Source organism: Amaricoccus sp., from assembly GCF_047602525.1.
Taxonomy (GTDB): Bacteria; Pseudomonadota; Alphaproteobacteria; order Rhodobacterales; family Rhodobacteraceae; genus Amaricoccus.
Window position 1 is genome coordinate 1,610,676 of the sequence record NZ_JASGHB010000001.1, and the last position, 23,645, is coordinate 1,634,320.

The 23,645-nt window shown below is 71.0% G+C and carries 26 protein-coding genes and 1 riboswitch; of the genes, 12 read left to right on the forward strand and 14 right to left on the reverse strand.

What is annotated here, in order from left to right; genetic code table 11:
- Positions 1-41 precede the first annotated feature (41 nt).
- Complete coding sequence (locus QM699_RS08495) at positions 42-1,406, forward strand: short-chain fatty acyl-CoA regulator family protein (protein WP_415010719.1); 1,365 nt, start codon at positions 42-44, stop codon at positions 1,404-1,406.
- A 39-nt stretch (positions 1,407-1,445) separates the two neighbouring features.
- On the opposite strand, the gene fcl is transcribed toward QM699_RS08495, so the two are convergent.
- Genes fcl through QM699_RS08535 form a run of 8 tightly spaced genes read right to left on the reverse strand, consistent with a single transcriptional unit; the run spans position 1,446 to position 9,345 of the window.
- Entirely contained in the window at positions 1,446-2,405 is a 960-nt protein-coding gene (fcl, locus tag QM699_RS08500; RefSeq protein ID WP_415010720.1) for a GDP-L-fucose synthase, read from the reverse strand.
- Positions 2,398-3,465 carry a GDP-mannose 4,6-dehydratase gene (gene gmd, locus QM699_RS08505; protein ID WP_415010721.1) on the reverse strand — a complete coding sequence of 356 codons (1,068 nt, stop codon included), beginning with the start codon at positions 3,463-3,465 and terminating at the stop codon, positions 2,398-2,400. The genes fcl and gmd overlap by 8 nt, the downstream gene beginning before the upstream one ends.
- Positions 3,466-3,512: 47 nt before the next feature.
- A complete protein-coding gene (locus QM699_RS08510) occupies positions 3,513-4,532 on the reverse strand; it encodes a hypothetical protein (RefSeq protein ID WP_415010722.1) in 1,020 nt (339 codons plus the stop codon).
- Entirely contained in the window at positions 4,529-5,695 is a 1,167-nt protein-coding gene (locus QM699_RS08515) for a DegT/DnrJ/EryC1/StrS family aminotransferase (RefSeq protein ID WP_415010723.1), read from the reverse strand. Before QM699_RS08515 ends, QM699_RS08510 begins: the two co-directional genes overlap by 4 nt.
- Entirely contained in the window at positions 5,692-6,699 is a 1,008-nt protein-coding gene (locus QM699_RS08520) for an NAD-dependent epimerase/dehydratase family protein (protein ID WP_415010724.1), read from the reverse strand. Before QM699_RS08520 ends, QM699_RS08515 begins: the two co-directional genes overlap by 4 nt.
- Positions 6,696-7,808, reverse strand: coding sequence for a DegT/DnrJ/EryC1/StrS family aminotransferase (locus QM699_RS08525; protein WP_415010725.1), 1,113 nt, complete (start codon positions 7,806-7,808; stop codon positions 6,696-6,698). Before QM699_RS08525 ends, QM699_RS08520 begins: the two co-directional genes overlap by 4 nt.
- Entirely contained in the window at positions 7,805-8,833 is a 1,029-nt protein-coding gene (locus tag QM699_RS08530) for a Gfo/Idh/MocA family protein (RefSeq protein ID WP_415010726.1), read from the reverse strand. Before QM699_RS08530 ends, QM699_RS08525 begins: the two co-directional genes overlap by 4 nt.
- Entirely contained in the window at positions 8,830-9,345 is a 516-nt protein-coding gene (locus QM699_RS08535) for an acyltransferase (RefSeq protein WP_415010727.1), read from the reverse strand. Before QM699_RS08535 ends, QM699_RS08530 begins: the two co-directional genes overlap by 4 nt.
- Positions 9,346-9,449: 104 nt before the next feature.
- Between QM699_RS08535 and QM699_RS08540 the strand changes: the two genes are divergently transcribed.
- Entirely contained in the window at positions 9,450-10,463 is a 1,014-nt protein-coding gene (locus QM699_RS08540) for an N-acyl homoserine lactonase family protein (protein WP_415010728.1), read from the forward strand.
- A gap of 38 nt (positions 10,464-10,501) precedes the next feature.
- Here the strand turns inward: QM699_RS08540 and QM699_RS08545 are convergent, their stop codons facing one another.
- Positions 10,502-11,248 (reverse strand): SDR family oxidoreductase, encoded by a 747-nt coding sequence (locus QM699_RS08545; protein ID WP_415010729.1) that lies wholly within the window; start codon positions 11,246-11,248, stop codon positions 10,502-10,504.
- Between the two features lie 198 nt (positions 11,249-11,446).
- Between QM699_RS08545 and QM699_RS08550 the strand changes: the two genes are divergently transcribed.
- Positions 11,447-12,226 (forward strand): lytic transglycosylase domain-containing protein, encoded by a 780-nt coding sequence (locus QM699_RS08550; RefSeq protein WP_415010730.1) that lies wholly within the window; start codon positions 11,447-11,449, stop codon positions 12,224-12,226.
- A gap of 30 nt (positions 12,227-12,256) precedes the next feature.
- Here QM699_RS08550 and ychF read toward each other — a convergent pair whose 3' ends face one another.
- Entirely contained in the window at positions 12,257-13,354 is a 1,098-nt protein-coding gene (ychF, locus tag QM699_RS08555) for a redox-regulated ATPase YchF (RefSeq protein WP_415010731.1), read from the reverse strand.
- A 115-nt stretch (positions 13,355-13,469) separates the two neighbouring features.
- Positions 13,470-13,778, reverse strand: a complete 309-nt coding sequence (locus QM699_RS08560) for a hypothetical protein (protein WP_415010732.1) — start codon at positions 13,776-13,778, stop codon at positions 13,470-13,472.
- 474 nt (positions 13,779-14,252) lie between these two features.
- Between QM699_RS08560 and trpA the strand changes: the two genes are divergently transcribed.
- The 3 genes from trpA (at position 14,253) to pth (ending at position 16,601) form a co-directional block, all read left to right on the forward strand.
- Positions 14,253-15,047: a tryptophan synthase subunit alpha gene (gene trpA / locus QM699_RS08565; protein WP_415010733.1), complete on the forward strand. Its 795-nt coding sequence runs from the start codon at positions 14,253-14,255 to the stop codon at positions 15,045-15,047.
- 115 nt (positions 15,048-15,162) lie between these two features.
- Positions 15,163-15,774 (forward strand): 50S ribosomal protein L25/general stress protein Ctc, encoded by a 612-nt coding sequence (locus QM699_RS08570; protein ID WP_415010734.1) that lies wholly within the window; start codon positions 15,163-15,165, stop codon positions 15,772-15,774.
- Positions 15,775-15,902: 128 nt separating this feature from the next.
- Complete coding sequence (gene pth / locus QM699_RS08575) at positions 15,903-16,601, forward strand: aminoacyl-tRNA hydrolase (protein WP_415010735.1); 699 nt, start codon at positions 15,903-15,905, stop codon at positions 16,599-16,601.
- A 139-nt stretch (positions 16,602-16,740) separates the two neighbouring features.
- On the opposite strand, the gene QM699_RS08580 is transcribed toward pth, so the two are convergent.
- The 3 genes from QM699_RS08580 to QM699_RS08590 all read right to left on the reverse strand — a co-directional run bounded on the left by QM699_RS08580 (position 16,741) and on the right by QM699_RS08590 (position 18,881).
- Complete coding sequence (locus QM699_RS08580; protein WP_415010736.1) at positions 16,741-16,977, reverse strand: Fic family protein; 237 nt, start codon at positions 16,975-16,977, stop codon at positions 16,741-16,743.
- Between the two features lie 375 nt (positions 16,978-17,352).
- On the reverse strand, positions 17,353-18,576 hold the full coding sequence (locus QM699_RS08585; protein WP_415010737.1) for an alpha/beta hydrolase: 1,224 nt from the start codon (positions 18,574-18,576) through the stop codon (positions 17,353-17,355).
- A gap of 41 nt (positions 18,577-18,617) precedes the next feature.
- Positions 18,618-18,881, reverse strand: a complete 264-nt coding sequence (locus QM699_RS08590; protein ID WP_415010738.1) for a DUF6324 family protein — start codon at positions 18,879-18,881, stop codon at positions 18,618-18,620.
- Between the two features lie 112 nt (positions 18,882-18,993).
- Positions 18,994-19,096, forward strand: a riboswitch (TPP riboswitch).
- A 42-nt stretch (positions 19,097-19,138) separates the two neighbouring features.
- On the opposite strand from QM699_RS08590, the gene thiD reads away from it, so the two are divergent.
- The 6 genes from thiD (at position 19,139) to QM699_RS08620 (ending at position 23,639) form a co-directional block, all read left to right on the forward strand.
- Entirely contained in the window at positions 19,139-19,945 is an 807-nt protein-coding gene (gene thiD, locus QM699_RS08595; RefSeq protein ID WP_415010739.1) for a bifunctional hydroxymethylpyrimidine kinase/phosphomethylpyrimidine kinase, read from the forward strand.
- Positions 19,942-20,919 (forward strand): FAD-dependent oxidoreductase, encoded by a 978-nt coding sequence (locus QM699_RS08600; RefSeq protein WP_415010740.1) that lies wholly within the window; start codon positions 19,942-19,944, stop codon positions 20,917-20,919. Before thiD ends, QM699_RS08600 begins: the two co-directional genes overlap by 4 nt.
- Complete coding sequence (gene thiS / locus QM699_RS08605) at positions 20,897-21,094, forward strand: sulfur carrier protein ThiS (RefSeq protein ID WP_415010741.1); 198 nt, start codon at positions 20,897-20,899, stop codon at positions 21,092-21,094. Before QM699_RS08600 ends, thiS begins: the two co-directional genes overlap by 23 nt.
- 4 nt (positions 21,095-21,098) lie before the next feature.
- Complete coding sequence (locus QM699_RS08610; RefSeq protein WP_415010742.1) at positions 21,099-21,872, forward strand: thiazole synthase; 774 nt, start codon at positions 21,099-21,101, stop codon at positions 21,870-21,872.
- A 196-nt stretch (positions 21,873-22,068) separates the two neighbouring features.
- Complete coding sequence (locus tag QM699_RS08615; RefSeq protein WP_415010743.1) at positions 22,069-22,665, forward strand: thiamine phosphate synthase; 597 nt, start codon at positions 22,069-22,071, stop codon at positions 22,663-22,665.
- The gene (locus QM699_RS08620; RefSeq protein ID WP_415010744.1) at positions 22,662-23,639 is read left to right on the forward strand and encodes a HesA/MoeB/ThiF family protein; all 978 of its coding nucleotides are present in this window, start codon (positions 22,662-22,664) and stop codon (positions 23,637-23,639) included. The genes QM699_RS08615 and QM699_RS08620 overlap by 4 nt, the downstream gene beginning before the upstream one ends.
- The last annotated feature ends 6 nt before the right edge of the window (positions 23,640-23,645 follow it).

The following is a 23,645-nucleotide window of genomic DNA, read 5'->3' on the forward strand; positions in this document are numbered from 1 at the left end:
GTTAATTCTTGACAACCCCGCGCCGACAGGAGGAGGGCCGCGTGCCCCGAGCGTTTCTCGGACCGCGCATTCGCGAGCGGCGGCGCGGGCTTGGCGTCACCCAGGCCGACCTCGCGCGGCAGATCGGAATTTCGCCGTCATACCTGAACCTTATCGAGCGCAACAAACGCACGATCGCAGGCCCCCTGCTGCGGCGCACGGCGCAGGCTCTGGGGATCGGCCTCGAGGATCTCGACGGCGCGGCGGAGCGGCGCCTGCTCGCCACGCTGTCCGAGCTTGCCAACGCTCCGGACCTCGCCAGTCTCGGCGTCGAGGCGGCGGCGGCCGGCGAACTGATCGGGCGCTATCCGGGGTGGGCACGGGCGGTAGCCGCGCTCGCCCGCGCCGAGCGGTCGGCAACGGCGGAAGCGCGCGCCCTCGCCGACCGGCTGACCCACGACCCGATCCTCGCAGAGACCGTCCACATGATCCTGAGCCGCATCGCGGCGATCCGCTCGGCGGCGGAGATTCTCGCGGACTATGCCGACGTCCCCCCGGAGCAGCGCGACCGGTTCCTCGGGATCATCGCCGACGAGAGCCTGGCGCTCAGCCACGGTGGCGCGGCGCTGTCGGAGTACTTCGACGCCACGGCGGCGGATGGCCGACGGCTGTCGCCGTTCGACGAGGTGGCGGCGATCTTCGAACGGCGGGAGGAGCATTTCGAGGAGATCGAGGCTGCGGCAGCCAGTGCGCCGGGGCCGGAGGAGCACAGCGTGGAGGCAGCGCGCGGCGCGGCGCTCACCCGCTGCGGCGGGCCGATCGCGACGATCGTCGCCGCCGCGCCGGAGATCGGCACGCCTGCGGCGGAACGGCTGCGCGCCGCGCTCGTCGACTATGCCGCGGCGGCGCTGCTGCTGCCGATGGTGGCGTTTGCGCCCAAGGCGGCGGAGCTCGGCCACGATGCCGAGGCGCTGGCCGACGTCTTCGGCGTCGACGTATCGACCGTGTGCCGGCGGCTGGTGACGCTGCGCGAGGGGCCGCGCTTCGGCTACCTGCGGGTCAACGCGGCGGGCAGCCTGCTGGAGCGGCGCGGCCTGCCCGGGCTGTTCGCCCCGCGCTATGCCGCGGCCTGTCCGCTCTGGGTACTCTATCGGGCGCAGCAGTCGCCGGAGACGATGATCCGCCAGCTCGCGGTGTTCCCGACCGGCGATCGCTTCGTCTTCGTGGCGCGCGCCGGCTCGGTCGGGCCATCCGGGTTCGGGCGGCCGCGACACTACCTGACCGACATGCTGGCGATGAGCGAGAGCGACGCCCGCCGCACGGTCTATGCGCCGGACGCGGGCGCCCGGGCCGAGGAGGTCGGCCCCGCCTGCCGGATTTGCTCGCGCGCCGCCTGCCCGCACCGGGTCGACGACGCGCTCGGCTGACCCCCCGGCTCTGGGCCGAGGGGGTCAGGCCATGGAGGCTCAGGCCGCCTCGGCCCGGTCGAGGATCGGCGCGATCTCGGCGTAGACCCGGGCCAGCCCCGCTTCGAGCGGAATGCCCGGCGCCCAGCCGAGCGCCCGGAGGCGACGGCCATCCATCAGCTTGCGCGGCGTGCCGTCGGGCTGCCGCGGATCCGTCAGGAGATCGCCGCCAAGGCCCACCACCCGCATCACGGTGCGGGCCAGGTCGGCAATCGTCACGTCACTGCCCGAGCCGACGTTGACGTGCAACTCGTCCGACCAGTGCTGCATCAGGTGGACCAGCGCATCGGCGCAGTCGTCCGCATGCAGGAATTCGCGCCGGGCGCTGCCCGTGCCCCAGATCGGCAGATCCTGCCGCCCCGCCTGCTTCGCGTCATGCGCCTTGCGCAGCAGCGCCGGGATCACGTGGCTGGTCTCGAGATCGTAGTTGTCGCCCGGCCCGTAGAGGTTGGTCGGCATCGCCGAGATGAAGTCGCAGCCATGCTGCCGCCGGTAGGACTGGCAGAGCTTGATGCCGGCGACCTTCGCCACCGCGTACCACTCGTTCGTCGGCTCGAGCGCGCCGGTCAGCAGCGCCTCCTCGACGATCGGCTGGTCGGCAAACTTCGGATAGATGCAGGACGAGCCGAGAAACAGCAGCTTCTCGACGTGCGTGCGCCGCGCCGCCTCGATGACGTTCGCCTCGATCATCAGGTTCTGATAGAGGAAGTCGGCCGGATAGGCGTCGTTCGCCCGGATGCCGCCGACCTTGGCCGCGGCGAGAAAGATCGCCTGCGGCCGGGCCTCGGCCATCCACTCCTCGACTTCCGCCTGACGCGCGAGGTCCACGTCGCCCCGTGGGGTGACGATGACGTCGCAGTCCTCGCGCGCCAGGCGTCTCGTGAGGGCCGAGCCGACCATCCCGCGATGGCCGGCGACCCAGATGCGTTTCCCCTTGAGGGAATAGAGCGGCTCAGACATGCCGGCCGATCTGATTGTGCTCGCGGCGCACGTTCGCCACGTCGGCCGTGACCATCTCGGCGACGAGATCGTCGAGCGAGGTCTTGTGGTGCCAGCCGAGCCGGTCGTGGGCACGGGTCGGATCGCCGATCAGCAGGTCGACCTCGGTCGGGCGGAAGTAGCGCGGATCGACCTTGACGAAGGTCTTGCCGGTATCGGCGCAGCGGCCGACTTCCTCGACGCCGTTGCCGCGCCATTCGATCTGCCGGCCGGTCCGGGCGAACGCCTTCTCGACGAAGCTGCGGACCGTGTGGGTCTCGCCGGTGGCGAGCACGTAGTCGTCGGCCTGGTCCTGCTGCAGGATCCGCCACATCCCCTCGACGTAGTCGCGGGCGTGGCCCCAGTCGCGGCGGGCGTCGAGGTTGCCGAGGTGGATGCAGTCCTGCAGGCCGAGGTGGATCGCCGCGACGCCCCGGGTGATCTTGCGGGTGACGAAGGTCTCGCCGCGGATCGGGCTCTCGTGGTTGAACAGGATGCCGTTCGAAGCGTGCAGGCCATAGGCCTCGCGGTAGTTCACCGTGATCCAGTAGCCGTAGAGCTTTGCCACGGCATAGGGGCTGCGCGGGTAGAACGGCGTCATCTCGGTCTGCGGCACCTGCTGGACCATGCCGTAGAGCTCGGAGGTCGAGGCCTGGTAGAAGCGCGTCTTCTCGCCGAGGCCGAGGATGCGGATCGCCTCGAGCAGACGCAGCGGGCCGATGGCGTCGGCGTTGGCGGTGTACTCGGGCGTCTCGAAGCTGACCTGCACGTGGCTCTGCGCGGCGAGGTTGTAGATCTCGTCCGGCTGGACCTCCTGCACGACCCGGATCAGGTTGGTCGCGTCGGTCATGTCGCCGTGGTGCAGGACCAGCCGCGGATCGTCGTCATGCGGATCCTGGTACAGGTGGTCGATGCGGCCGGTGTTGAAGGACGACGACCGCCGCTTGATGCCATGGACGGCATATCCCTTGGCGAGCAGAAGCTCGGCCAGATAGGCGCCGTCCTGGCCGGTGACGCCGGTGATGAGTGCAACCTTGCTCACGCTACGCTCTCCAATGCCGGGCCGCACGCGCGGCCGGCGTCAAACATTCAGATCAGGTGCGCCACGCCCTCGGACGAGGATGCCGCACCACGGAAGATCAGCTCGGCCGCCCGAAGGCCGCCGGTCTGGAGCCGGACGATCGGCTCGTGGCCGAGCGCGTTCAGCAGGATGCCCATGTGTCCTGGCATGGGCGCCTGCGCCGGCACCACCCGGACGCCGGCAGCCGCCGCCGCCGCCCGGTCGATGTCGCCCCAGAACTGCGCGACGATCGCGCGCGGGGCGGCGGCCCGGAGCGCCGCGAAATCGCCGGCGCCGAGCAGCGGGTTCTCCGCCGGATTGAGCGAGATCACCACCGCGTCCCAGCCGTTGGGCCGAAGCGCGGCAATGCTCGGGGCAAGCTCCACCCCGGCGGCGGCCATGGCGAGGCCGTCGCGCAGGAACGGTGCGAACGGGTTGTCGCAGACCACCGCCACGTGGCTGCCCGGCGCGTGGAACCCCGCGTCCTGCAGCAGCCGCAGGCAGAGCGGCCCGAGGAACGGGAAGACCGCGACGTCGCGATGGCGCTCGTTGACCGCGGCAATGCGGATGCCCCGCTCGCGGGCCGCGGCGAGGTCGAGATCCTCGCCGCGAAACTCCCAGCCCTCGAACATCAGGCCGATCACCGCCCGCTCCGGCAGGGCGGCGATCATTCCGGCCGTGATCGGCCGCAGGTGGCCCGAGTTCGTCAGGATATCGCAATCGGCGAGGTGCGCCTCGGTGATCGCGTCGACAACGTCGATCTTCTCGCGCACGCCGGCGAGGCGGGCGAGCCCCAGCGTCTGCAAGGCCGCGTCGCGCGCCGTGCCATGCCGGCGGGTATCCCGGGCCACGGCGGTCACGCGCGCGCCCGCCAGCGCCGCGACGACCGCGGTGCAGGCATAGTCGCCCGTCGCGGCCTCGGTCACGACATGCAGGCCGTGCAGGTCGAGCCCGAGGGCGTCGATCCGCTTCTGGATCGAGTTCGAGCATCGGGTGCTTGACGCGGGGGGGACTGGATCGAAGGCGCTGCATGGACATCCGTCGGTCAAGCGGTGAGGCGGCGGCGCGGACGCTCCGCGGCGACGGCCTCGGCCAGGGCGGCGATGACGGCGTCCTGCGTCGCGTCGTCCATCTGGGCGTAGAGCGGCAGCAGGACGGAATGATCGCGCGCCGCCTCCGAGCGGGACAGATCGTGCGGCAGCGCGAGGTCGGCGTGCGCCGTCTCGAGGTGGATGCACATGATGCCGCGGCGGCTCGCCACCCCGGCGTCGAGCATCCGCTGCATCACCGCCTGCTGGTCGAAGTCCGCGTCGAGTGCGACGCAGTAGCTCTGCCAGTTCGACCGGGCCCAGGCGGGTTCGTTCGGCGCCGTGACGCCCTCGATCCCGGCGAGGAGCCGGCCATAGCGATCGGCCAGCGCCCGGCGCCGCGCGATGATGCCGGGCAGCCGCTTCAGCTGCTCGCGGCCGATCGCGGCCTGCATGTCGGTCATGCGGTAGTTGTAGCCGGGCACGGGGTAGCTCTCGAAGATCACCTTCGCGCTGCCGTGGCGCAGCGTGTCGGGCACCGACATGCCGTGCTGGCGCCAGAGGCGGAACTTCGCGTCCCACTCCGGGTTCGCGGTGGTCAGCATGCCGCCATCGCCCACCGTCAGCACCTTGCGCGGGTGGAACGAGAAGGCGACGACATCGCCCTGCGGCTTGCCGATCCGGGTCCACTCCCCCCCGAGTTCGATCTCGGAGCCCGCGGCACAGGCCGCGTCCTCGATGAGCGGCAGGCCATGGGCGCGCGCAACCGGCACGATCGCCGACAGGTCGCAGGGCATGCCCATCTGGTGCACGACGAGCAGCGCGCGGGTCCGCGGCGTGATCGCCGCCGCCATGGCGGTGGCGTCGATGTTGTAGCCGCCGGCCTCGATGTCGACGAAGACCGGCACGCCGCCGCACTGGCGGATGGCGTTGGCCGACGCGATGAAGGTGTGGCTGACCGTCACCACCTCGTCGCCCTCGCCCACGCCGGCGGCGAGGAGCGCGAGGTGAAGCGCGGTGGTGCAGTTCGAGACGGCGCAGGCGTGCGGCGCGCCGACGAGGGCGGCGAATTCCGCCTCGAAGGCCGCAACCTGCGGGCCTTGCGTCAGCCAGCCGGAGCGGATCACCGCGCCGGCGGCGTCGGCCTCTTCCTGGCCGACGAGCGGGAGGGCGATCGGGATCACGCTGCGGACTCCTGGGCGGGTGTCTTCACCTCGGCGCGCCACCAGTCGACCAGGTCGCGGATGCCCTCGGCGAAGGAGATTTCCGGGCGGAAGCCGAGGTCGGCCGCCGCGGCCGCGCCCGAGGCGAGGCGGCGCGGCACCGGGTTCACGGCGCGCTCGGCCTGATGCTCCGGCACGAGGCCGGGCCGGTTCATCGCGCGGCCGAGCTCGTGCGCGAGATCGAGCAGTGACGTCTCGGTCTCGCTGCCGACGTTGTAGACCGCGTCCGTCGCCGGCGCCTTGGCCGCCAGGATGTTGGCCCGCGCGATGTCACGGACGTGGATCATGTCCATGGTCTGCAGTCCGTCGCCGAAGACGATCGGCGGCAGGCCCGCCTCGATCCGCTCCATCCAGCGCACCATCACCTCGGTGTAGCGGCCATGGATGTCCATGCGCGGCCCGTAGGCGTTGAAGTAGCGCAGCGCCACGTAGTCGAGGCCGTACATGTCGTTGAACGACCGCAGCAGCCCCTCGCCGAACGCCTTCGCCGCACCGTAGAGCGTGCGGTTGTCGTAGCAGTTGTTCGCCTCGGTGGTCGGGAACTCGGTGGCGAGCCCGTAGACCGATGCCGACGAGGCCATCACCACCTTCTCGACCTTCGACGCGACGCAGGCGCGCAGGATGTCGTAGGTCGCATCGACCATCACCTTCATGGCGAGGTCGGGCTCGGCGGCGCAATGCGTGATGCGCAGCGCCGCCTGATGGAAGACGATGTCGCTGTCCGCGACCAGCCGGGCGGTCAGCTCGCGGTCGCAGATGTCGGCCTCGACGACCTCGACCTTGCCGCTCGGCAGGGCGTGGCGGAGGTTCGCCATGCGGCCGCGCACCATGTTGTCGATGACGACGACGCGGGCGACGTCCTCCCCGATCAGCAGGTCGGTGATGTGCGAGCCGATGAAGCCGGCGCCGCCGGTCACGAGGATGCGCTTGCCCTTCAGCTCGTGCGGATGCGTGGTCCTGGTCATGCGGCACCTGCCAGCTTGTCGACGGTGGTGACATTCACCGCCTCGATCACCGTCGCGACGTCCGCGTCGGACATCTCGGGATAGAGCGGCAGCGACAGCCAGTCGTTCGCCAGCGCCTCGGTCACGGGCAGGTCGCCCTTCTTGCCGCCAAGTCCGGCATAGGCCGGCTGGAGATGCACCGGCACCGGGTAGTGGATGCCGGTCGCGATGCCGCGCTCGCCCAGCAACTGCTGCACGTCGGCGCGATCGGAGATCCGGATGGCATAGACGTGGCAGGCGCTGTCCATGCCGATCGGCGCCGGCCGGCGGATGCCGCCCGCGAGGCCCTGCTGGTAGGCGTGCGCCACCCGGCGGCGGCCGGCGTTCCAGGCGTCGAGGTGCTTGAGCTTCACGCCCAGTGCCGCGCCCTGAACCGCGTCCATGCGGAAGTTGAAGCCGTGGCGGACGTGGTTGTACTTGCCTTCCTGCCCCCAGTCGCGCAGGCAGCGCAGCGTCGCGGCGAGCTTCGCGTCGGAGGTGACGATCGCCCCGCCCTCGCCGCAGGCGCCGAGGTTCTTGCCCGGGTAGAAGCTGAAGCAGCCCATGGCGCCGAAGGTGCCGGCGCGCTTGCCGTCGCGCTCGGTGCCGTGCGCCTGCGCCGCATCCTCGATCAGCACGAGCCGGTGGCGGCGCGCGATCGCGGCGATCGCCTCCATGTCCGCGAGGCGACCATGCAGGTGCACCGGCAGGATCGCCTTGGTCCGTGGCGTGATCGCGGCTGCGATCTTGCCCGGGTCCATCGTCCAGGTGTTCGGATCGACGTCGACGAACACCGGCGTCGCGCCGCAGTAGACGACCGCCGCGGCGGTGGCGACGAAGGTGGCGGAGACGGTGATGACCTCGTCCCCGGGCCCGACGCCGGCGGCGAGCAGCGCGAGGTGCAGCGCCGACGTGCCGCTCGACACCGCGACGGCGTGCTCGGCGCCGCAGTAGGCGGCAAAGGCGGCCTCGAAATCGGCGACCGGCTGGCCCAGCACGTAGTTGCAGCTGCGCAGCGCCGCGACGACGGCCGCTTCGATATCGGCGCCGACCGTCTGGTACTGCGCCTTGAGGTCGAGGAACGGGATCATGATGCCCTCTTCAGTTCGCCGATCTCGACGGGCTGGCCCCGGAGGCGGGTGGAGTGACTGGCGGCCGCGAGCAGCTCGACCACACGCAGGCCGCTCTCGCCGTCGTTGTAGGGGGTGGCGTTCGTCTCGATGCAGCGGACGAACTCCTGCACCTCGGAGACCAGCGCCTCCTTGGTCGAGATCGCCGGCGCCCACATCTCGCCGACCCGGTAGGAGACCATCCGCTCGTAGGCCTCCTTCGGATCGTCGGTGAACGCGACGCCGCGGTCGTAGACCTTGACCTTCTCGGAGGTCTGCATGTCGTCGTAGATCACCATGCGCTTCGAGCCGCCGATCAGTGTCTGGCGCACCTTGACCGGCGCGAGCCAGTTGACGTTGAGATGCGCGAGCGCACCGTCCTCGAAGTAGACCGACAGATGCGCCATGTTCTCCTGGCTGTCGGGCACGAAGCCCGCGGCACTGGCGGAGACGGCGACCGGGCGGGCGGTGAACAGGTAATCCATGATCGCAAAGTCATGGACGGCGAGATCCCAGATCACGTTAACGTCGCGCTGGAACAGGCCGAGATTCACCCGCGTCGAGTTGTAGTAGTAAATATCGCCCAAACGCCCATCGGCGATCAGGCCGTGGATGGTCTGCACGGCGCCGGTGTAGATGAAGGTGTGGTCGACCATCAGCACGCGGTTGCGCGCCTGCGCTTCGTCGACGAGCAGCGCGGCCTTGGTCACGGTCTCGGCCATCGGCTTCTCGACCAGCACGTGCTTGCCGGCCTTCAGCGCCGCCATGGCGATCTCGAAGTGGGTCGCGACCGGGGTCGCGATCATCACCGCGTCGATCTTGGGATCGGACACGAGGTCCTTCCAGTCGGAGATGAGGCGGGCCGACGGATGCCGGCGAAAGGCGCGCTCGCGGGCCGCCGCCGAGTAGTCCGCGATCGCCTCGACGACGGCGGTGTCGGTCTCTGCGACCGACCGCGCGAGGTTCGGCCCCCAGTAGCCGTAGCCGACGATGCCGACACGGATCATTGCAGTTCCCCCATGGCCGACGGAATGTTTCGCAGGCTGTTGTGATGATTTGGATTTTCGGTGTGCGTCCGCACGTCGCCGACCACGCGCGCGGGCACGCCCACGACGAGGGCGAAGTCGGGCACGTCGCGGGTCACGACCGCCCCGGCCCCGACGATGGCGCCTTCGCCGATGGTCACGCCGCAGACGATGGTGGCGTTCGAGCCGATGCCGGCGCGGCGCTTGACGAGCGTCGGGGTGCAGTCCCAGTCGCCGTCACGCTGCAGCGAGCCGTCGGGATTGGTCGCCTGGGGGAGCAGGCCGTTGGTGAACATCACGCCGTGGCCGACGAAGACCTCGTCCTCGATTGTCACGCCTTCGCAGACGAAGGAGTGCGAGGAAATCTTGCAGCGGTCTCCAATGGTGCTGTTCTTCTGGATTTCGACGAAGGGGCCGATCCGGGTGCCGGTGCCGATCTTGCAGCCGTACAGATTTACCAAGTCCGGGTAAGCAATGCCGACGTCTTCCGACATCTGGCAGGATTTAATTGGCATGGATCGAGTTCCCCACGTACTCGCGGCCCCTCCGTTGGATGGCCGATGCCCGTTATTACGCGCTTTGGGGGTATTCCGGGAACTTGGCCGTCCGGGTGACGCCGGAGCGGCGCGGACAGGCACGAAAGGATGAGGCCCGCCCTACCCCACCGCCCGCCGCCGCCAACGGCTCGCGCGGGGCGCGCACAGTCCATGCACAACCCATGCACGAAGCACGCATCGGCCGATGCAGCCGGCCCCGCGAAGCTTGCGCCGAAAAAAGTCGGCGCCGCGCCGCGCGGCAACGCCCGGCCGTGCCGGCCCCGGTGTCATCGGGCCGCGACTCGACAATCGAATTCCGATCCGTTTCAGTCGGTGGCGGGCCTCAAGAAGGATCGGTGATGCGTCTCTACCTGCTCGATCTCGGCGTCATGCAACCGGGCAACGTGCCGGTTCCCGGGTATCTCATCCGGGCGGACGACGGCAGGACCATCCTGGTCGATACCGGCTGGCCGCGGTCCTTCGTCGACACCCCGCGCAATCCGCCGGGCCTCTCGATCGAGATCAAGCCGGAGGAGACCGTCGCTGCGCGCCTCGCAGCGCTCGGTCTCGACGTATCGGACATCGACTATCTGATCTGCTCGCACTTCGACGACGATCACTCGGGAAATCATGATCTTTTCGTCAATGCCGAGCTGGTGGTCCAGCGCGAGCACTACGAGCTGGCCAGAAGCGGGCATCCGCGCTTTGCCGCGAACCGGGCCGCCTGGGATCACCCGTCACTGCGATATTCTCTCGTCGACGGCGACGTCGAACTCGTTCCCGGAGTTGAACTGCTGGAAACGAGCGGGCACGTTCCGGGCCATCAGTCCGTTCTGGTGAGACTTCCGGTCACGGGCCCGGTGATGCTCGCGATCGACGCCGTCATGCACAGCTCGATGGCGGACGCCGCGACACGGGAGATGTTTGTCACCGACATGGACGACGAGGCGCGGATCCGCCGAAGCACCCGAAAGGTGTCGGACATTGCCGAGGCCCGCGGCGCCGCGCTGGTGGTCTATGGCCATGACGCGGACCAGTGGGCGACCCTGCGCCGGGCTCCGGCGTTCTACGAGTAGACGGCCGGCCCCGCCTTGCGCCAGCGACCGTGCCGGCGTCAGCCGCGGCCGATGAAGGGCATGTTCGTCGCCATGATCGTCATGAACTGGACGTTCACGTCGAGCGGCAGGTCGGCCATCTGCACGACGGCGCGGGCGACGTGGGCCACGTCGATGCGCGGCTCGGGTGCCAGCGTGCCGTCGGCCTGCGGCACTCCGGCGACCATGCGCGCCGTCATGTCCGAGGCGGCGTTGCCGATGTCGATCTGGCCGCAGGCGATCGAGAAGGCGCGGCCGTCGAGCGAGATCGAGCGGGTGAGGCCGGTGATCGCGTGCTTCGACGCGGTGTAGGGCGCCGAGCCATAGCGCGGCACATGCGCCGAGATCGAGCCGTTGTTGATGATGCGTCCGCCCTGCGGCGCCTGCTCGCGCATCAGGCGGAAGGCACCCGACGCGATCAGGAAGGCGCCGTCGAGGTTGACCGACACGACCTTGCGCCAGTCGGCATAGGAGATGTCGCCGGTCAGCGTCGCGGGGATGTTGGCGCCGGCGTTGTTGAACACCACGTCGAGCCGGCCGTGCTGGTCCCGGATGCGCGCGAAGAGCGCCTCGACGGAGGCTGGGTCGGTGACGTCGGTCGCGACCGGCGTGGCTGCGGGCCCGAGTTCGTCCGCGACGGCCGCGAGCTTCGCCGCGTCGCGGGCGGCGAGCACGACCGCGTGCCCGGCGGCGGCGAACGCGCGCGCCGTGGCGGCGCCGATGCCCTGGCTCGCGCCGGTGACGAGAACGATCCTGCGATCCGGCATTGCGGTTTCCCTCCCTCGCGTCTTTTGCGGCACCCGGCCTTTTGCGCCACTCTGGCGGCGTTGCCGTGCGGCGGCAAGCGGATTGCGGCTTCCCGTTTCGTTCTCTTCGCAATTTGAGCGAGAGTTTACCGGATAACCCGCTGGCAAGTCAGGCATGTTAGGGGTGGCACCGACCCCTCTCCGTCAGGAGCCCGATCCATGTCCCACCGCTCCGGTCCCTGGCCGGCGCTCGCCCTCGGCTTGTCGCTCGCCTGCCTCGCCGCCGCCCCCACCGCCCGGGCCGACAGCCTGGAGGCGGGTGCGGCAACCTGCGAGCGGGCGATCGCCGGCGGCGCACAGCGCGGCCACGTGCCCGAAGGCGTGCTGCGGGCGATCTCGCTCACCGAAACCGGCCGGCAGGTGGGCGGCGCGTTGCGGCCGTGGCCGTGGGCGATCAACCGCGAGGGACAGGGATACTGGTTCGCGACGCGGGACGAGGCCCTCGCCTTCGCGCGGGCGAGCCTCGCGGACGGGCGGCGCAGCTTCGACGTCGGCTGCTTTCAGATCAACTATCTCTGGCACGGCGCCAACTTTTCGTCGCTCGAGGCGATGTTCGATCCCGACACCGGCGCCGACTATGCGGCGCGGTTCCTGACCGACCTCTACGCCGAGCGGGGCGACTGGTCGCTGGCGGCGGGGGCGTACCACTCGCAGACCCCGGACAAGGCCGAGGTCTACCGCGCCCGCTTCGACCGGATCCTCGCCGGGATCGGCGGCCAGCCGCTGCAGGTCGCGGCGCTGGCCGACGCGCCGAGCGTGGTGGTGCCGAAGAAGAGCCGGACCCGGCTGAAGGGGCCGAAGATCATCACCCTGCCGGCCAAGGGCGCCGCCGCCGAGATGGTGCCGATGACCGGGCCGATGACCGGGGACGGCGGTGGCGTGAGCGCGGCGCTGCGCGCATCCGGGGCGCCGCAGATGGTGGCGGAGCTGACCTATTGAGGCGTTCGCACGGCCTGTCCGAAGGCGGCGTCAGGCGTTGAACAGGAAGTGCAGCACATCGCCGTCCTGCACCCGGTAGGCCTTGCCCTCCGAGCGCATCTTGCCGGCTTCCTTTGCCCCGTGCTCGCCGCCGAGCCCGACGTAATCGTCGTAGCCGATCGCCTCGGCCCGGATGAAGCCGCGCTCGAAGTCGCCGTGGATCACCCCCGCCGCCTGCGGCGCGCTGGCCCCCGCCGGGATCGTCCAGGCGCGCGCCTCCTTCGGGCCGACGGTGAAGTAGGTCCAGAGGCCGAGCAGCCGGTAGCCCTCATGGATCAGCCGGTCGAGGCCGGCCTCGTGCAGGCCCATCGACTCAAGGTATTCCGCGCGCTCCGCGTCGTCGAGCTGCGACAGCTCCTCCTCGATCGCCGCGGAGATGACGACGCAGCCCGAGCCCTCGGCGGCCGCCATCTCGGCCACCCGCGCCGACTGGCCGTTGCCGCTCGCCGCCGCGCCCTCCTCGACGTTGCAGACGTAGAGCACCGGCTTCGAGGTCAGGAGCTGCAGCAGCCGCCAGGTGCGGGCATCCTCGTCGGCGACCGTGACCGTGCGCGCAGGCTTGCCGGCCTCGAGCGCCGCCTTCGCCGCCTCGAGCAGGCGCGCCTGATCCGCCGCCTCCTTGTCGCCGCCCTTCAGCTTGCGCTGCAGACCGGCGAGGCGCTTCTCGACACTCTCGAGGTCGGCGAGCATCAGCTCGGTCTCGACCGTCTCGGCGTCGGCCACCGGATCGACGCGGCCCTCGACGTGGGTTACGTCGTCGTCCTCGAAGCAGCGCAGGACGTGGGCCACCGCGTCGCACTCGCGGATGTTGGCGAGGAACTGGTTGCCGAGCCCCTCGCCCTTGCTGGCGCCGCGCACCAGGCCCGCGATGTCGACGAAGGTGATCCGCGCCGGCACCACCTGCCGGCTCTTGCCGATCGTCGCCAGCCGGTCGAGGCGCGGATCGGGCACGTTCACCTCGCCGACGTTCGGCTCGATGGTGCAGAACGGAAAGTTCGCCGCCTGCGCCGCCGCCGTGCGGGTCAGCGCATTGAAGAGCGTGGACTTGCCCACGTTCGGCAGCCCGACGATCCCGATCTTCAACGCCATCTCACCTCTCCCGGCCGGAAACCGCGCCCGTTATCGCGGCGAAGCCGCCGGGGTCAAGGGAGAGCTGTGGCCTCGGCAACCTGATTGCCCCCGGACCGTCCTCGGACGCCGGAGGTCAAAGGCCGACGGGACGGAGCGCGCGCTTGCATTCCTTCGGCACCCTGTCCGTCGTGGTGTAGGCATCGACGCCGCAGTCGGCGCAGATCCAGTGGCGGAGGTTGGTGCCGTGGCGGAATCCGCCGCGCTTCCAGCGGCAGCGGGTCCTGGCGCGCGCGCGGCGGCGAACCGCGAAGCCCGCCGCCAGGACAAGCGCACATGCGGCGGCGAGCACGATGGAGACATCGACGCCGAGCGCGCGGGCCGCGGCCCGAACCGCGGTCTCCGCGTGCGACAGCCACTTGTCTGCGAAGTCCGTCGCGGTCATGCGCGCAGTTTCGGTCCGCCGGCCTGAACGGCGGGTTAATTCCGGTGGACCCCCGCCAAAGGCCCAGGGTGATCGCATTTCGCGGATTTGCGTGACCGGAAAGCGCGGCCCGAAACAGGGCGCCAGCGACCGAAGCGTGCGCCCGGCGCACGCGCGTATCGGCGCGACAAGCGAAAGCACTGCTTTCGCCGCGCCAACGGCTGGAGCACGGGACGTGCGGAGGCCGTCAGGGGCACAGATTTCTGCGGCAGGGCGCCAATCCAGCCGTGGCTGCCCCGGCAGCCGCGGACGGATTTGTCGACGGACAAATCCGTCCGGCGTCACCGTCGCAAGAGGCGGTCCGGCCGGGGCTCCTCGTCATCGTCGCCCTGCGCCACCAAATGCGATCACCCTGGCCAAAGGCCCGACGATGCTTGATTCCGCTTGCCCGTTCCGCCACAGAAGGCTCCGGCCGCCGGGGAGGAACAGCGCGACATGACACGGATCGGAAAGAAGTTCGCCGCGCTCGAGGCTGAAGGCCGAAAGGCGTTCGTCACCTTCATCATGGCGGGCGACCCAGACGCGGAGACCTGCGAGCGGGTGCTCCTCGGCCTGCCCGACGCCGGCGTCGACGTGGTCGAGCTCGGCATGCCCTTCACCGACCCGATGGCCGACGGCCCGGCGATCCAGCGGGCCGGCCAGCGCGCCCTCGACGGCGGGCACACCATGGACCGCACCCTCGCCCTCGCCGCGAGCTTCCGCGCCCGGCACCCGGAGACGCCGCTCGTCCTCATGGGCTACTACAACCCGATCTATTCCCGAGGCGTCGAGCGTTTTCTCGCTGACGCGAAGGCCGCCGGGGTGGACGGGCTCATCGTCGTCGACCTGCCGCCGGAGGAGGACGACGAGCTGTGCCGGCCGGCGCTCGCGGCGGGCCTCGACTTCATCCGCCTCGCGACGCCCACGACCGACGACCGGCGCCTGCCGAAGGTGCTCACCAACACCTCGGGCTTCGTCTACTACGTGTCGATCACCGGCATCACCGGCTCCGCCGCCGCCAGCGCCGCCACGGTCGGCCCGGAGGTGGCGCGCATCAAGGCGGCGACGCCGCTGCCGGTCTGCGTCGGCTTCGGCATCCGCACCGCCGCCGCCGCGCGCGACATCGCGGGCGTGGCCGACGGGGCGGTGGTCGGCTCGGCGATCGTCGAGAAGATCGGCGCCGGCGAGCCCGTGGGGGACATCCTCGCCTTCGTCCGGGGCCTCGCCGACGCGACCCACGCCGGCGCCTGACGAACGGCGCGCGGTTTCGCCCTTTCCCCGGGCCGGGAAATCGTCTATGGACCGCGCCTCGCGGCCTCGCACCCTTGGAGGGAGGCTGCGTCAGACAGTCCATGGAGAAGCCAAGATGGCAGAGACGCCAGTTCTCGAAGCCGTGGCGCGTGGCGGGGTCGGCAAGGGGGCCGCTCGGCAGTCGCGTCGCGAGGGATACGTTCCCGGGGTGATCTACGGTGGCGGCCAGGAGCCGCAGCCGATCGGCGTGAAGTTCAACGTGCTCCTGAAAGAGCTGAAGGCGGGGCGTTTCCTGTCGAAGCTCATCAACGTCAAGGTCGACGGGACGGACAACGTCGTCGTCTGCCGCGGCGTGCAGCGCGACGTGGTGAAGGACCTGCCGGTCCACATCGACTTCCTGCGCCTGACCGAGCGGACGCGCATCGCGCTGCACATCCCGATCGAGTACGTGAACCGCGAGAAGTCGCCGGGCCTGAAGCGCGGCGGCGTGCTGACCGAGGTGCGCCACGACCTCGAGCTGTTCGTGACCGCCGGCAACATCCCGGACAAGGTGACGATCGACCTCGCCGGCACCGAGATCAACGACACGATCCACATCAGCCACGTCGTCCTGCCCGCGGGCGCGTCGCCGGTCATCTCCGACCGCGACTTCGCCATCGCCAACATCCAGGCGCCGTCGGGCCTGCGGTCCGAGGAGAACGAAGGCGGCGAGTCGGCCGAGGGGTAAGCCCTGCCGGGCCGGCGCCCTTCGCTGGCCGATGCCGTTCACGGGCTGACGCCCGACGTCGGCCCATGCTAGACCCGGACGCGCCGCGCCTCACCCGCGCGGCGCGTTCGCATTTCCGGAGGCGGCGGTTGAAACTCTTCGTCGGGCTCGGCAATCCCGGGGCGGGCTATGCCCACAACCGGCACAACGTCGGTTTCATGGCGGTGGACGCCATCGCCGGCGCGCACGGGTTCACGCCGTGGCGGGCGAAGTTCCAGGCCGAGCTGGCAGAGGGGCGGCTCGGGCTCGAGAAGGTGCTGCTCCTGAAGCCGCAGACCTACATGAACCTGTCGGGCGACGCGGTGCAGGCGGCGATGGCGTTCTACAAGCTCGTGCCCGCCGACGTGGTGGTGTTCCACGACGAGCTCGACCTGCCCCCGGAGCGGGTGCGGGTGAAGACCGGCGGCGGACATGCGGGGCACAACGGCCTGCGCTCGATCGCCGGTCACATCGGGCCGGAGTTCGTGCGGGTGCGGCTCGGGATCGGGCACCCGGGCGACAAGCGGCTGGTGACGAACTACGTGCTCGGCGACTTCGCGCGGCAGGAAGCGGGCTGGGTCGAGAACCTGATGACGGGCGTCGCGGCCGGCGCGCCGAAACTCGCGGACGGCGACGCCCCGGGCTTTCTCACCGACCTCGCCCGCCACCTGCCGCAGCCGAAGGAGAAGCCGGCGAAGGCCAAGCCGGCGCGCGAGCCGAAGGCCGCGGCGGCGCCGGCGGCGCCCGCCGAGCCGGAGCCGGTGGACGAGCGATCACCGCTGGAAAAGCTCGCGGATCGGTTCCGCTGAAGGCGCACTGTGCTGACCATTCCCAAGCCGCCCGGTTGCGAGACCGTGTATGACTGCTACCTTCCCGGCCTCGCCTTGAACCAATCGACTAACTCTTCAAATCCCATCCGGCCGTCAGCGACTGCCACCACGAGATCATCTATCGGCTCGTTATCTGGCACGAGTAGAACACATAGCCGCTTCGCGAAATCAGGATCTCAACAAGTAACCACGCGGTTCTCTTGTTGCCGTCTACAAAGCCGTGATTTCCGACCATGCTATGGAGGACCGCGGCGGCCCTGTCGGCAATCGGACGATGGTAGCCGGAATAGGCGCGCGCCAACGCCGACTCGATCAGATGAAGACTGCCGACACCGTCCAGTCCGCCATAGCTCAAGGCTTCATCGTGAGCTGTGAAGGCGTCCGCGAGCGTCAGCCTGTAGTGCCGTCTAGCGATCTGCCAGCCGCTTCAGCGCAGCGCTGCGCTTCGAGGAAGCCTCCCTTACGGCATCTTCGGTCTTTGAGGTGGCCTTGGAGACATTCTTTCCCGTCGTAACCGCAATGAAGCGGCCCGTATCCGCACTACGCTTTACGAACCCGCCGTTAACGGCCGTTGTCCCTGATCGCACCTTTGCCCAAGTCATATCAGCCCCGTGGCAGAAGTTTCCAGCCGCATCTCACTCTCTGTCTGCTAGTGCATACGCAGCGAGACCCAAAGTCCGCAATGCCGAAGGCACGTCAAACTCCTTCTAAGACAAAGCGTAGCACGCCCCTACCCCCGCCCCGCGTCCGGGAGGCGTTGGCGGAGGAGGTCGACCAGCGCCGGCATGTGGGCGGTGTAGTCGGACGGGAAGGTCCAGTAGCCGACGCCCTGCGGCGAGGTGCCGGCGACGAGGCCGCGCTCCCCGGGGGTCAGGTGGAACAGGAGCGTCATCAGCACGTCGTTGCTGACCCACGGGTCGTCGTACCAGAAGGTGTGCGAGCGGGCCGAGAGCCCGTCCATCGCCTCGGGGTGGACCTGCACCACCTGCATCCGGTCGCCCGTCGAAGCGGCGAGCAGCGTCGCGGTCTCGTCGTCGCTCAGCTCGCGCAGATCGGGGCGGCCGGCGCGCGAGGCGCGGTTGACGAGCTGCGCGAGGCGCAGCGCGCTGTCGTTCATGTTGACCGCCGTCGTCACCCGGTCGGCGATGGGGCCGTAGGCGGCGAGATCGGTCGCGAAGGCGCGGAAGTCGGCGTCGGGCGCGGCGTGGTAGACTTCGCCGAGCCGGGTCGCCGCCGCGCCCGGATCACCGGCGAGGCGGGCGAGGCCGTCGCTGCCCACCGTGCCGCCGGCGCTGTAGGTGAAGACGTCGATCTTCTCGGCCCGGGTGTGCGCCGCCAGCAGGCGCACCAGCTCGGCGAGGTGCGGCGCGCCGCCGAAGGCGGTCTCGATGTCGCGCGGATAGCGCAGGAAGTTCTCGGCCGTCGGCCAGGCGAAGAGCACGACGAGCGCGCGGCCCGCGCCGAAGTGCTGCAGCTGCGCGGCCTGGCCGGCGGCGCGCTCCACCGTGGTGTTGGCGCCGTGGACGTAGACGATCAAATCGCGGGCGCCGGTGGCGGCAAGCGCCGCGTCGATGGCGGCGAACCAGTCGGCGGCCTCGGCCGGATCGTCGTCGGGCGCGAGCGCGGCGGTCTCGGACATCGCCTCGAGGTGGATGAACGGCCGGTCGTCGCTGTTGCGGGTGGTCCAGTCCACCAGGTCGTCGAAGCTGGTGCCCTCGCTGCCGACCCGCATGTGCGCGGTGCCGAAGTGCAGGTTGCGGTCGGGGGCGACGGTATAGACGCGCGCGTCGCGCGGGCCGACCGGCAGGCGGTTGGTGGCGTAGAGCACGTCGATGCGGTTGCCCACGAACATCTCGGGCGCGATGCCGACCACCTGCGCGCCGCCCTTCTGGAACAGGAGCGGCGGCGGCATCAGCCGCATCGGCGGATGATAGAGCGCAATCGCAAGCGTCACGCTCGCCACTGCGACGAGACCAACCAAAGCCCAGCGAAACATCAACGGCCCTTTCGGCGCTTTCCCGGCTCCGGCGCCGTGTCCGGCCCCCGGGCGCCCTCGGTTGCGCGGGCGTCGGCGCTGCGCAGGGCGCGCGCGCGCTCGGCTGCGGCGCGCAGCTCTTCGGCGATCTCGTCCGCCTCGTCCGGATCGAAGTCGAGCGGCAGCTCGACCGCCTCGGTTTCGATGTACAGACGCACCATGCCAAGCGAGGTCGGGCCGATCTGCAGATTTGCCGCCACGTCGCTCTCGCGGTTGATCCCCATGCCCCGGCCGTTCCCCTCGCACTGATACGGTTCCAGCTTTGCGGCCCGGGCGCGGCGGGTGCAAGGGGCGATCTCGCGGATTGCAACCGCTGAGTGCCCGCGATAGCGTGCGCGCCATCCGTTGGGGTGCCCCGTCCGGGGGCTGAGAGGCGACAAGCCAACCCATCGAACCTGATCCGGGCAATGCCGGCGTAGGGAACGGGTCAAGCGTCGAAGCGGAAACCCTCCTGTGCCGGCATTCCGATGGGAGTGGACGCATGGCCGTGGCGAAGGCGCTGACGATCGCGGGATCCGACTCGGGCGGTGGCGCCGGCGTGCAGGCCGACCTGAAGACCTTTTCGGCGCGGGGCGTCTATGGCGCGAGCGTGCTGACCGCGGTCACGGCGCAGAACACCCGGGCCGTGACCGCGGTGGCGGAGGTGGCCCCCGCGGTGGTCGCCGCACAACTCGACGCGGTGCTGGCCGACATCGCCATCGACGCGATCAAGGTCGGGATGCTGTTCTCCGCGGCGATCGTCGACGAGGTGGCGGAGCGGCTGCGCGGGATCCTCGCGCCGGTGGTCCTTGATCCCGTGATGGTGGCGAAATCCGGCGACGCGCTGCTCGAGCCGGAGGCGACCGGGGCGCTGGTCGCCCGGTTGGTCCCGGGGGCGCGGCTGGTCACGCCGAACCTGCCCGAGGCGGCGCGGCTGCTCGGCGGGCGCGAGGCCGCCACGGTCGCCGAAATGGCGGCGCAGGGCGCGGCGCTGCGCGCGCTCGGGGCGCAGGCCGTGCTGGTGAAGGGCGGGCACGGGACCGGCGCGGCCTGTACCGACGTGCTGGTGACGGGCACGGGCGACCCGGTGCTGATCGAGGCGCCGCGCCATCCGACGCAGAACACCCACGGGACCGGATGCTCCTATTCCTCGGCGATCACCGCGGAGCTGGCGAAGGGGCTCGACCTGATCGCGGCGGTGCGGGTGGCGCACGCCTGGCTGCAGGGGGCGATCGCGGCGGCGGACCGGCTCGAGGTCGGCGGCGGACGCGGGCCGGTGCACCATTTCCATGCGGTCTGGCCGGCATGACCGTCTCGATCCTCGGGGCCGGCGTGATGGGTCTTGCGCTCGCGAGCGAGCTGTCGGGGCGCGGGGTGGCGGTGCGGATCACCGACCGCGGCGGCGTGCCCGGGCCGCATGCCTGCTCGTGGTGGGCCGGCGGCATGCTGGCGCCGTTCTGCGAGGGCGAGACCGCCGAGGAGCCGGTGGTGCGGCTGGGGCAGCAGGCCGCCGGCTGGTGGCGGGCGCACGGCGCGGAGGTGACGGCGAACGGGACGCTGGTGGTGGCGCCCGGGCGCGATGCGGCCGAGCTGACGCGGTTTGCCCGGCGCACGCAGGGGCACGTGGCGCTCGACGGCGCCGGCGTGGCGGCGCTGGAGCCCGATCTCGCCGGGCGCTTCGCGCGCGGGCTGCATTTCCCCGACGAGGCGCATCTCGCGCCGCGGCAGGCGCTGGCGGCGCTGGCCGGGCGGCTCGCCGCGCGGGGGGGGGCGATCGAGACCGGCACGGACGAGCGCGCGGACGTCGACTGTCGCGGGCTGGCGGCGCGCGACGTGCTCGCCGACCTGCGCGGGGTGAAGGGCGAGATGCTGGTGCTGCGCTGCCCGGAGGTGGCGCTGTCGCGGCCGGTGCGGCTGCTGCATCCGCGGATCCCGCTCTACATCGTGCCCCGGGGCGAGGGCGTGTTCATGCTGGGCGCGACGATGATCGAGTCGGGCGAGCGGGGCCGGATCACCGCGCGCTCGCTGCTCGAGATGCTGAGCGCCGCGTGGGCGCTGCATCCGGCGTTCGGCGAGGCCGAGGTGCTGGAGATCGGCGTCGATGCCCGGCCGGCGTTTCGCGACAACCTGCCGCGGATCCGGCGGCGGGGCGGGACGATCTACGTGAACGGGCTTTATCGCCACGGCTTCCTGCTGGCGCCGGCGATGGCGCGGATGGCGGCGGATCTGGTGGTGGGCGGCGCAAGGCCGGAGGTGATGGATGAGGATCGAGCTGAACGGTGAGGCCCGCGAGGTGCGCGGCGAGCGGCTGGACGAGGTGCTGGTCGAGCTCGGCTATGGCGGGGCGACTGTGGCGACGGCGGTGAACGGCGGCTTCGTGCCGGCGGCGGCGCGGGCGGCGCGGGTGCTCGTCGCGGGCGACCGGGTCGAGGTGCTGGCGCCGCGGCAGGGAGGCTGACGGGATGGCGCGGTTCTATGGCGTGGAGGTCGCCTCGCCGCTGTTCCTCGGGACGGCGCAGTATCCTTCGCCCGCGGTGCTGGCCGAGGCGTTCCGCGCGTCGGGCGCCGGGGTCGCCACGGTGTCGCTGCGGCGCGAGGCGGGCGGCGGCCGGGCGGGGGAAGACTTCTGGGAGATCGTCCGCACGCTCGGGGTGCGGGTGCTGCCGAACACCGCCGGCTGCCACAGCGCGCGCGAGGCGGTGACGACGGCCGAGATGGCGCGGGAGGTGTTCGGCACGCCCTGGGTGAAGCTCGAGGTGATCGGGCACACCGACACGCTGCAGCCCGATCCGTTCGCGCTGGTCGAGGCGGCCCGGACGCTGGTGGCGGAGGGGTTCCAGGTGTTTCCGTACACAACCGAGGATCTGGTGCTGGCCGACCGCCTGCTGCAGGCGGGCTGCGAGGTGCTGATGCCGTGGGCGGCGCCGATCGGGACCGGGCTCGGGATGGTCAATCCCTATGGCCTCCGCGCGCTGCGGGCGCGGTTCCCGGGGGTGCCGATGGTGGTCGACGCGGGCCTCGGCCTGCCGAGCCACGCGGCGGCGGCGATGGAGATGGGGTATGACGCGGTGCTCCTGAACACCGCGGTGGCGAAGGCGGGCGATCCCGTGGCGATGGCGCGGGGCTTTGCGCTGGCGGCAGAGGCCGGGCGGCTGGCCGCGACGGCGGACCCGATGCCGCCGCGGGACATGGCCGCGGCATCGACACCGGAGATCGGGAGGGCGTTTCTGGAATGAGGCGGAGTCTTTCGCACCGGATCGCGCGTGGCTCTTGCACGAAGGCCGCCCATGTTCCCGCCGGTGCGCAAGCACCGGCAGCGCCTGCCTGCCCCCCGGCAGGCGCTTCGCGCCCGCCCAGGCAGGCGCGCCGGTGCCACAGTTCGGGTCAAGTCAGGCTCGCGCAGCTGCCGACGGTGGGAAAGGCCGAACACGCATGAAGCTCGACCGTTTCTATCCGATCTTCCCCGATGCCGACTGGATCGAGCGGATGCTGCCGTTCGGCATCAAGCTCGTGCAGCTGCGGGTCAAGGACCGCAGCGAGGACGAGACGCGGGAGCAGATCGTGCGGGCGCAGGCGGCCTGCACGGTGGCCGGCGCGCTGCTGGTGGTGAACGACTACTGGCGGATCGCGATCGAGGAAGGCTGCGACTTCGTGCATCTCGGGCAGGAGGACCTCGACGACGCGGATGTCGAGGCGATCCGTGCGGCGGGGGTCGGCCTCGGGATCTCGACCCACGACGTGCCGGAACTCGAGCGGGCGCTCGCGCTCGCGCCCGACTACGTGGCGCTGGGGCCGGTCTATCCGACGCGGCTGAAGGCGATGCGCTTCGGGCCGCAGGGCCTCGAGCGGGTGGCGGAGTGGAAGCGGCGCGTCGGCACGGTGCCGCTGGTGGCGATCGGCGGCTTCACCGTGTCGCGCGCGGCCGGCGCATTCCGGTCGGGGGCGGACGTGGTGTCGGTGGTGACGGACATCACCCTCGACCCCGATCCGGAAGCCAGGCTGCGCGCCTGGGTGGAGGCGACGCGGTGAGCCGCTACGCCCGCCAGATCGTCCTGCCCGAGGTGGGTGCCGCGGGGCAGGAACGCCTTCGCGCGGCGCACGCGCTGGTGGTGGGCGCGGGCGGGCTCGGGGTGCCGGTGCTGACGTATCTCGCGGGCGCCGGCGTCGGGCGGATCACCGTCGTCGACCCCGACCGGGTGGAGCGCGGCAACCTGCACCGCCAGACGATCTATGGCGAGGCGAGCCTCGGGCGGCCGAAGGCCGAGGCGGCGGCGGCGGTGCTGGCCGACCTGAACCCGGAGGTGGCGGTGACGCCGCTGGTGGCGCGCCTCGACCCCGGCAACGCCGACGGGCTGGTGGCCGGGGCCGACGTGGTGCTCGACTGCGCCGACAGCTTTGCCGCGAGCTATATGCTGTCGGACACCTGCCTCGCGGCGGGGCGGCCGTTCCTCACCGCCTCGGCACTCGGGCTCGGCGGCTATGCCGGCGGCTTCTGCGGCGGGGCGCCGTCGCTGCGCGCGGTCTTTCCCGACCTGCCGGAGCGGGCGGCGTCCTGTGCCACCGCCGGGGTGCTCGGGCCGGTCGTGGGCCTGCTCGGGGCGCTGCAGGCGCAGATGGCGCTCGGGCTCCTGCTCGGGATCGCGCCCAGCCCGCTCGGGCAGATGGTGAGCTTCGAGGCGCCGGGCCTGCGATTCTCGGGCTTCCGCTTCGATGCGGCGCCGGAACCCGAGCGCGCCCTGCGCTTCCTTGCGCCAGCAGAGATCACCGGCGACGATTTCCTCGTCGACCTGCGCGGGCCGGACGAGGCGCCGGTGCCCGTGGCGCCGCACGCCCGGCGGATGGCGGTGGAGACGATCCTGGACGGCCCCCTGCCCGCTCCGGGCCAGCGCGCGGTCCTCGCCTGCCGCAGCGGCCTGCGCGCCTGGGCCGCCGCGCGGCGGCTCGAACGGGTCTGGACCGGACCGATCCTTCTCGTCGCCATGGGCGACCCGCAACCAGCCTAAAGGGGC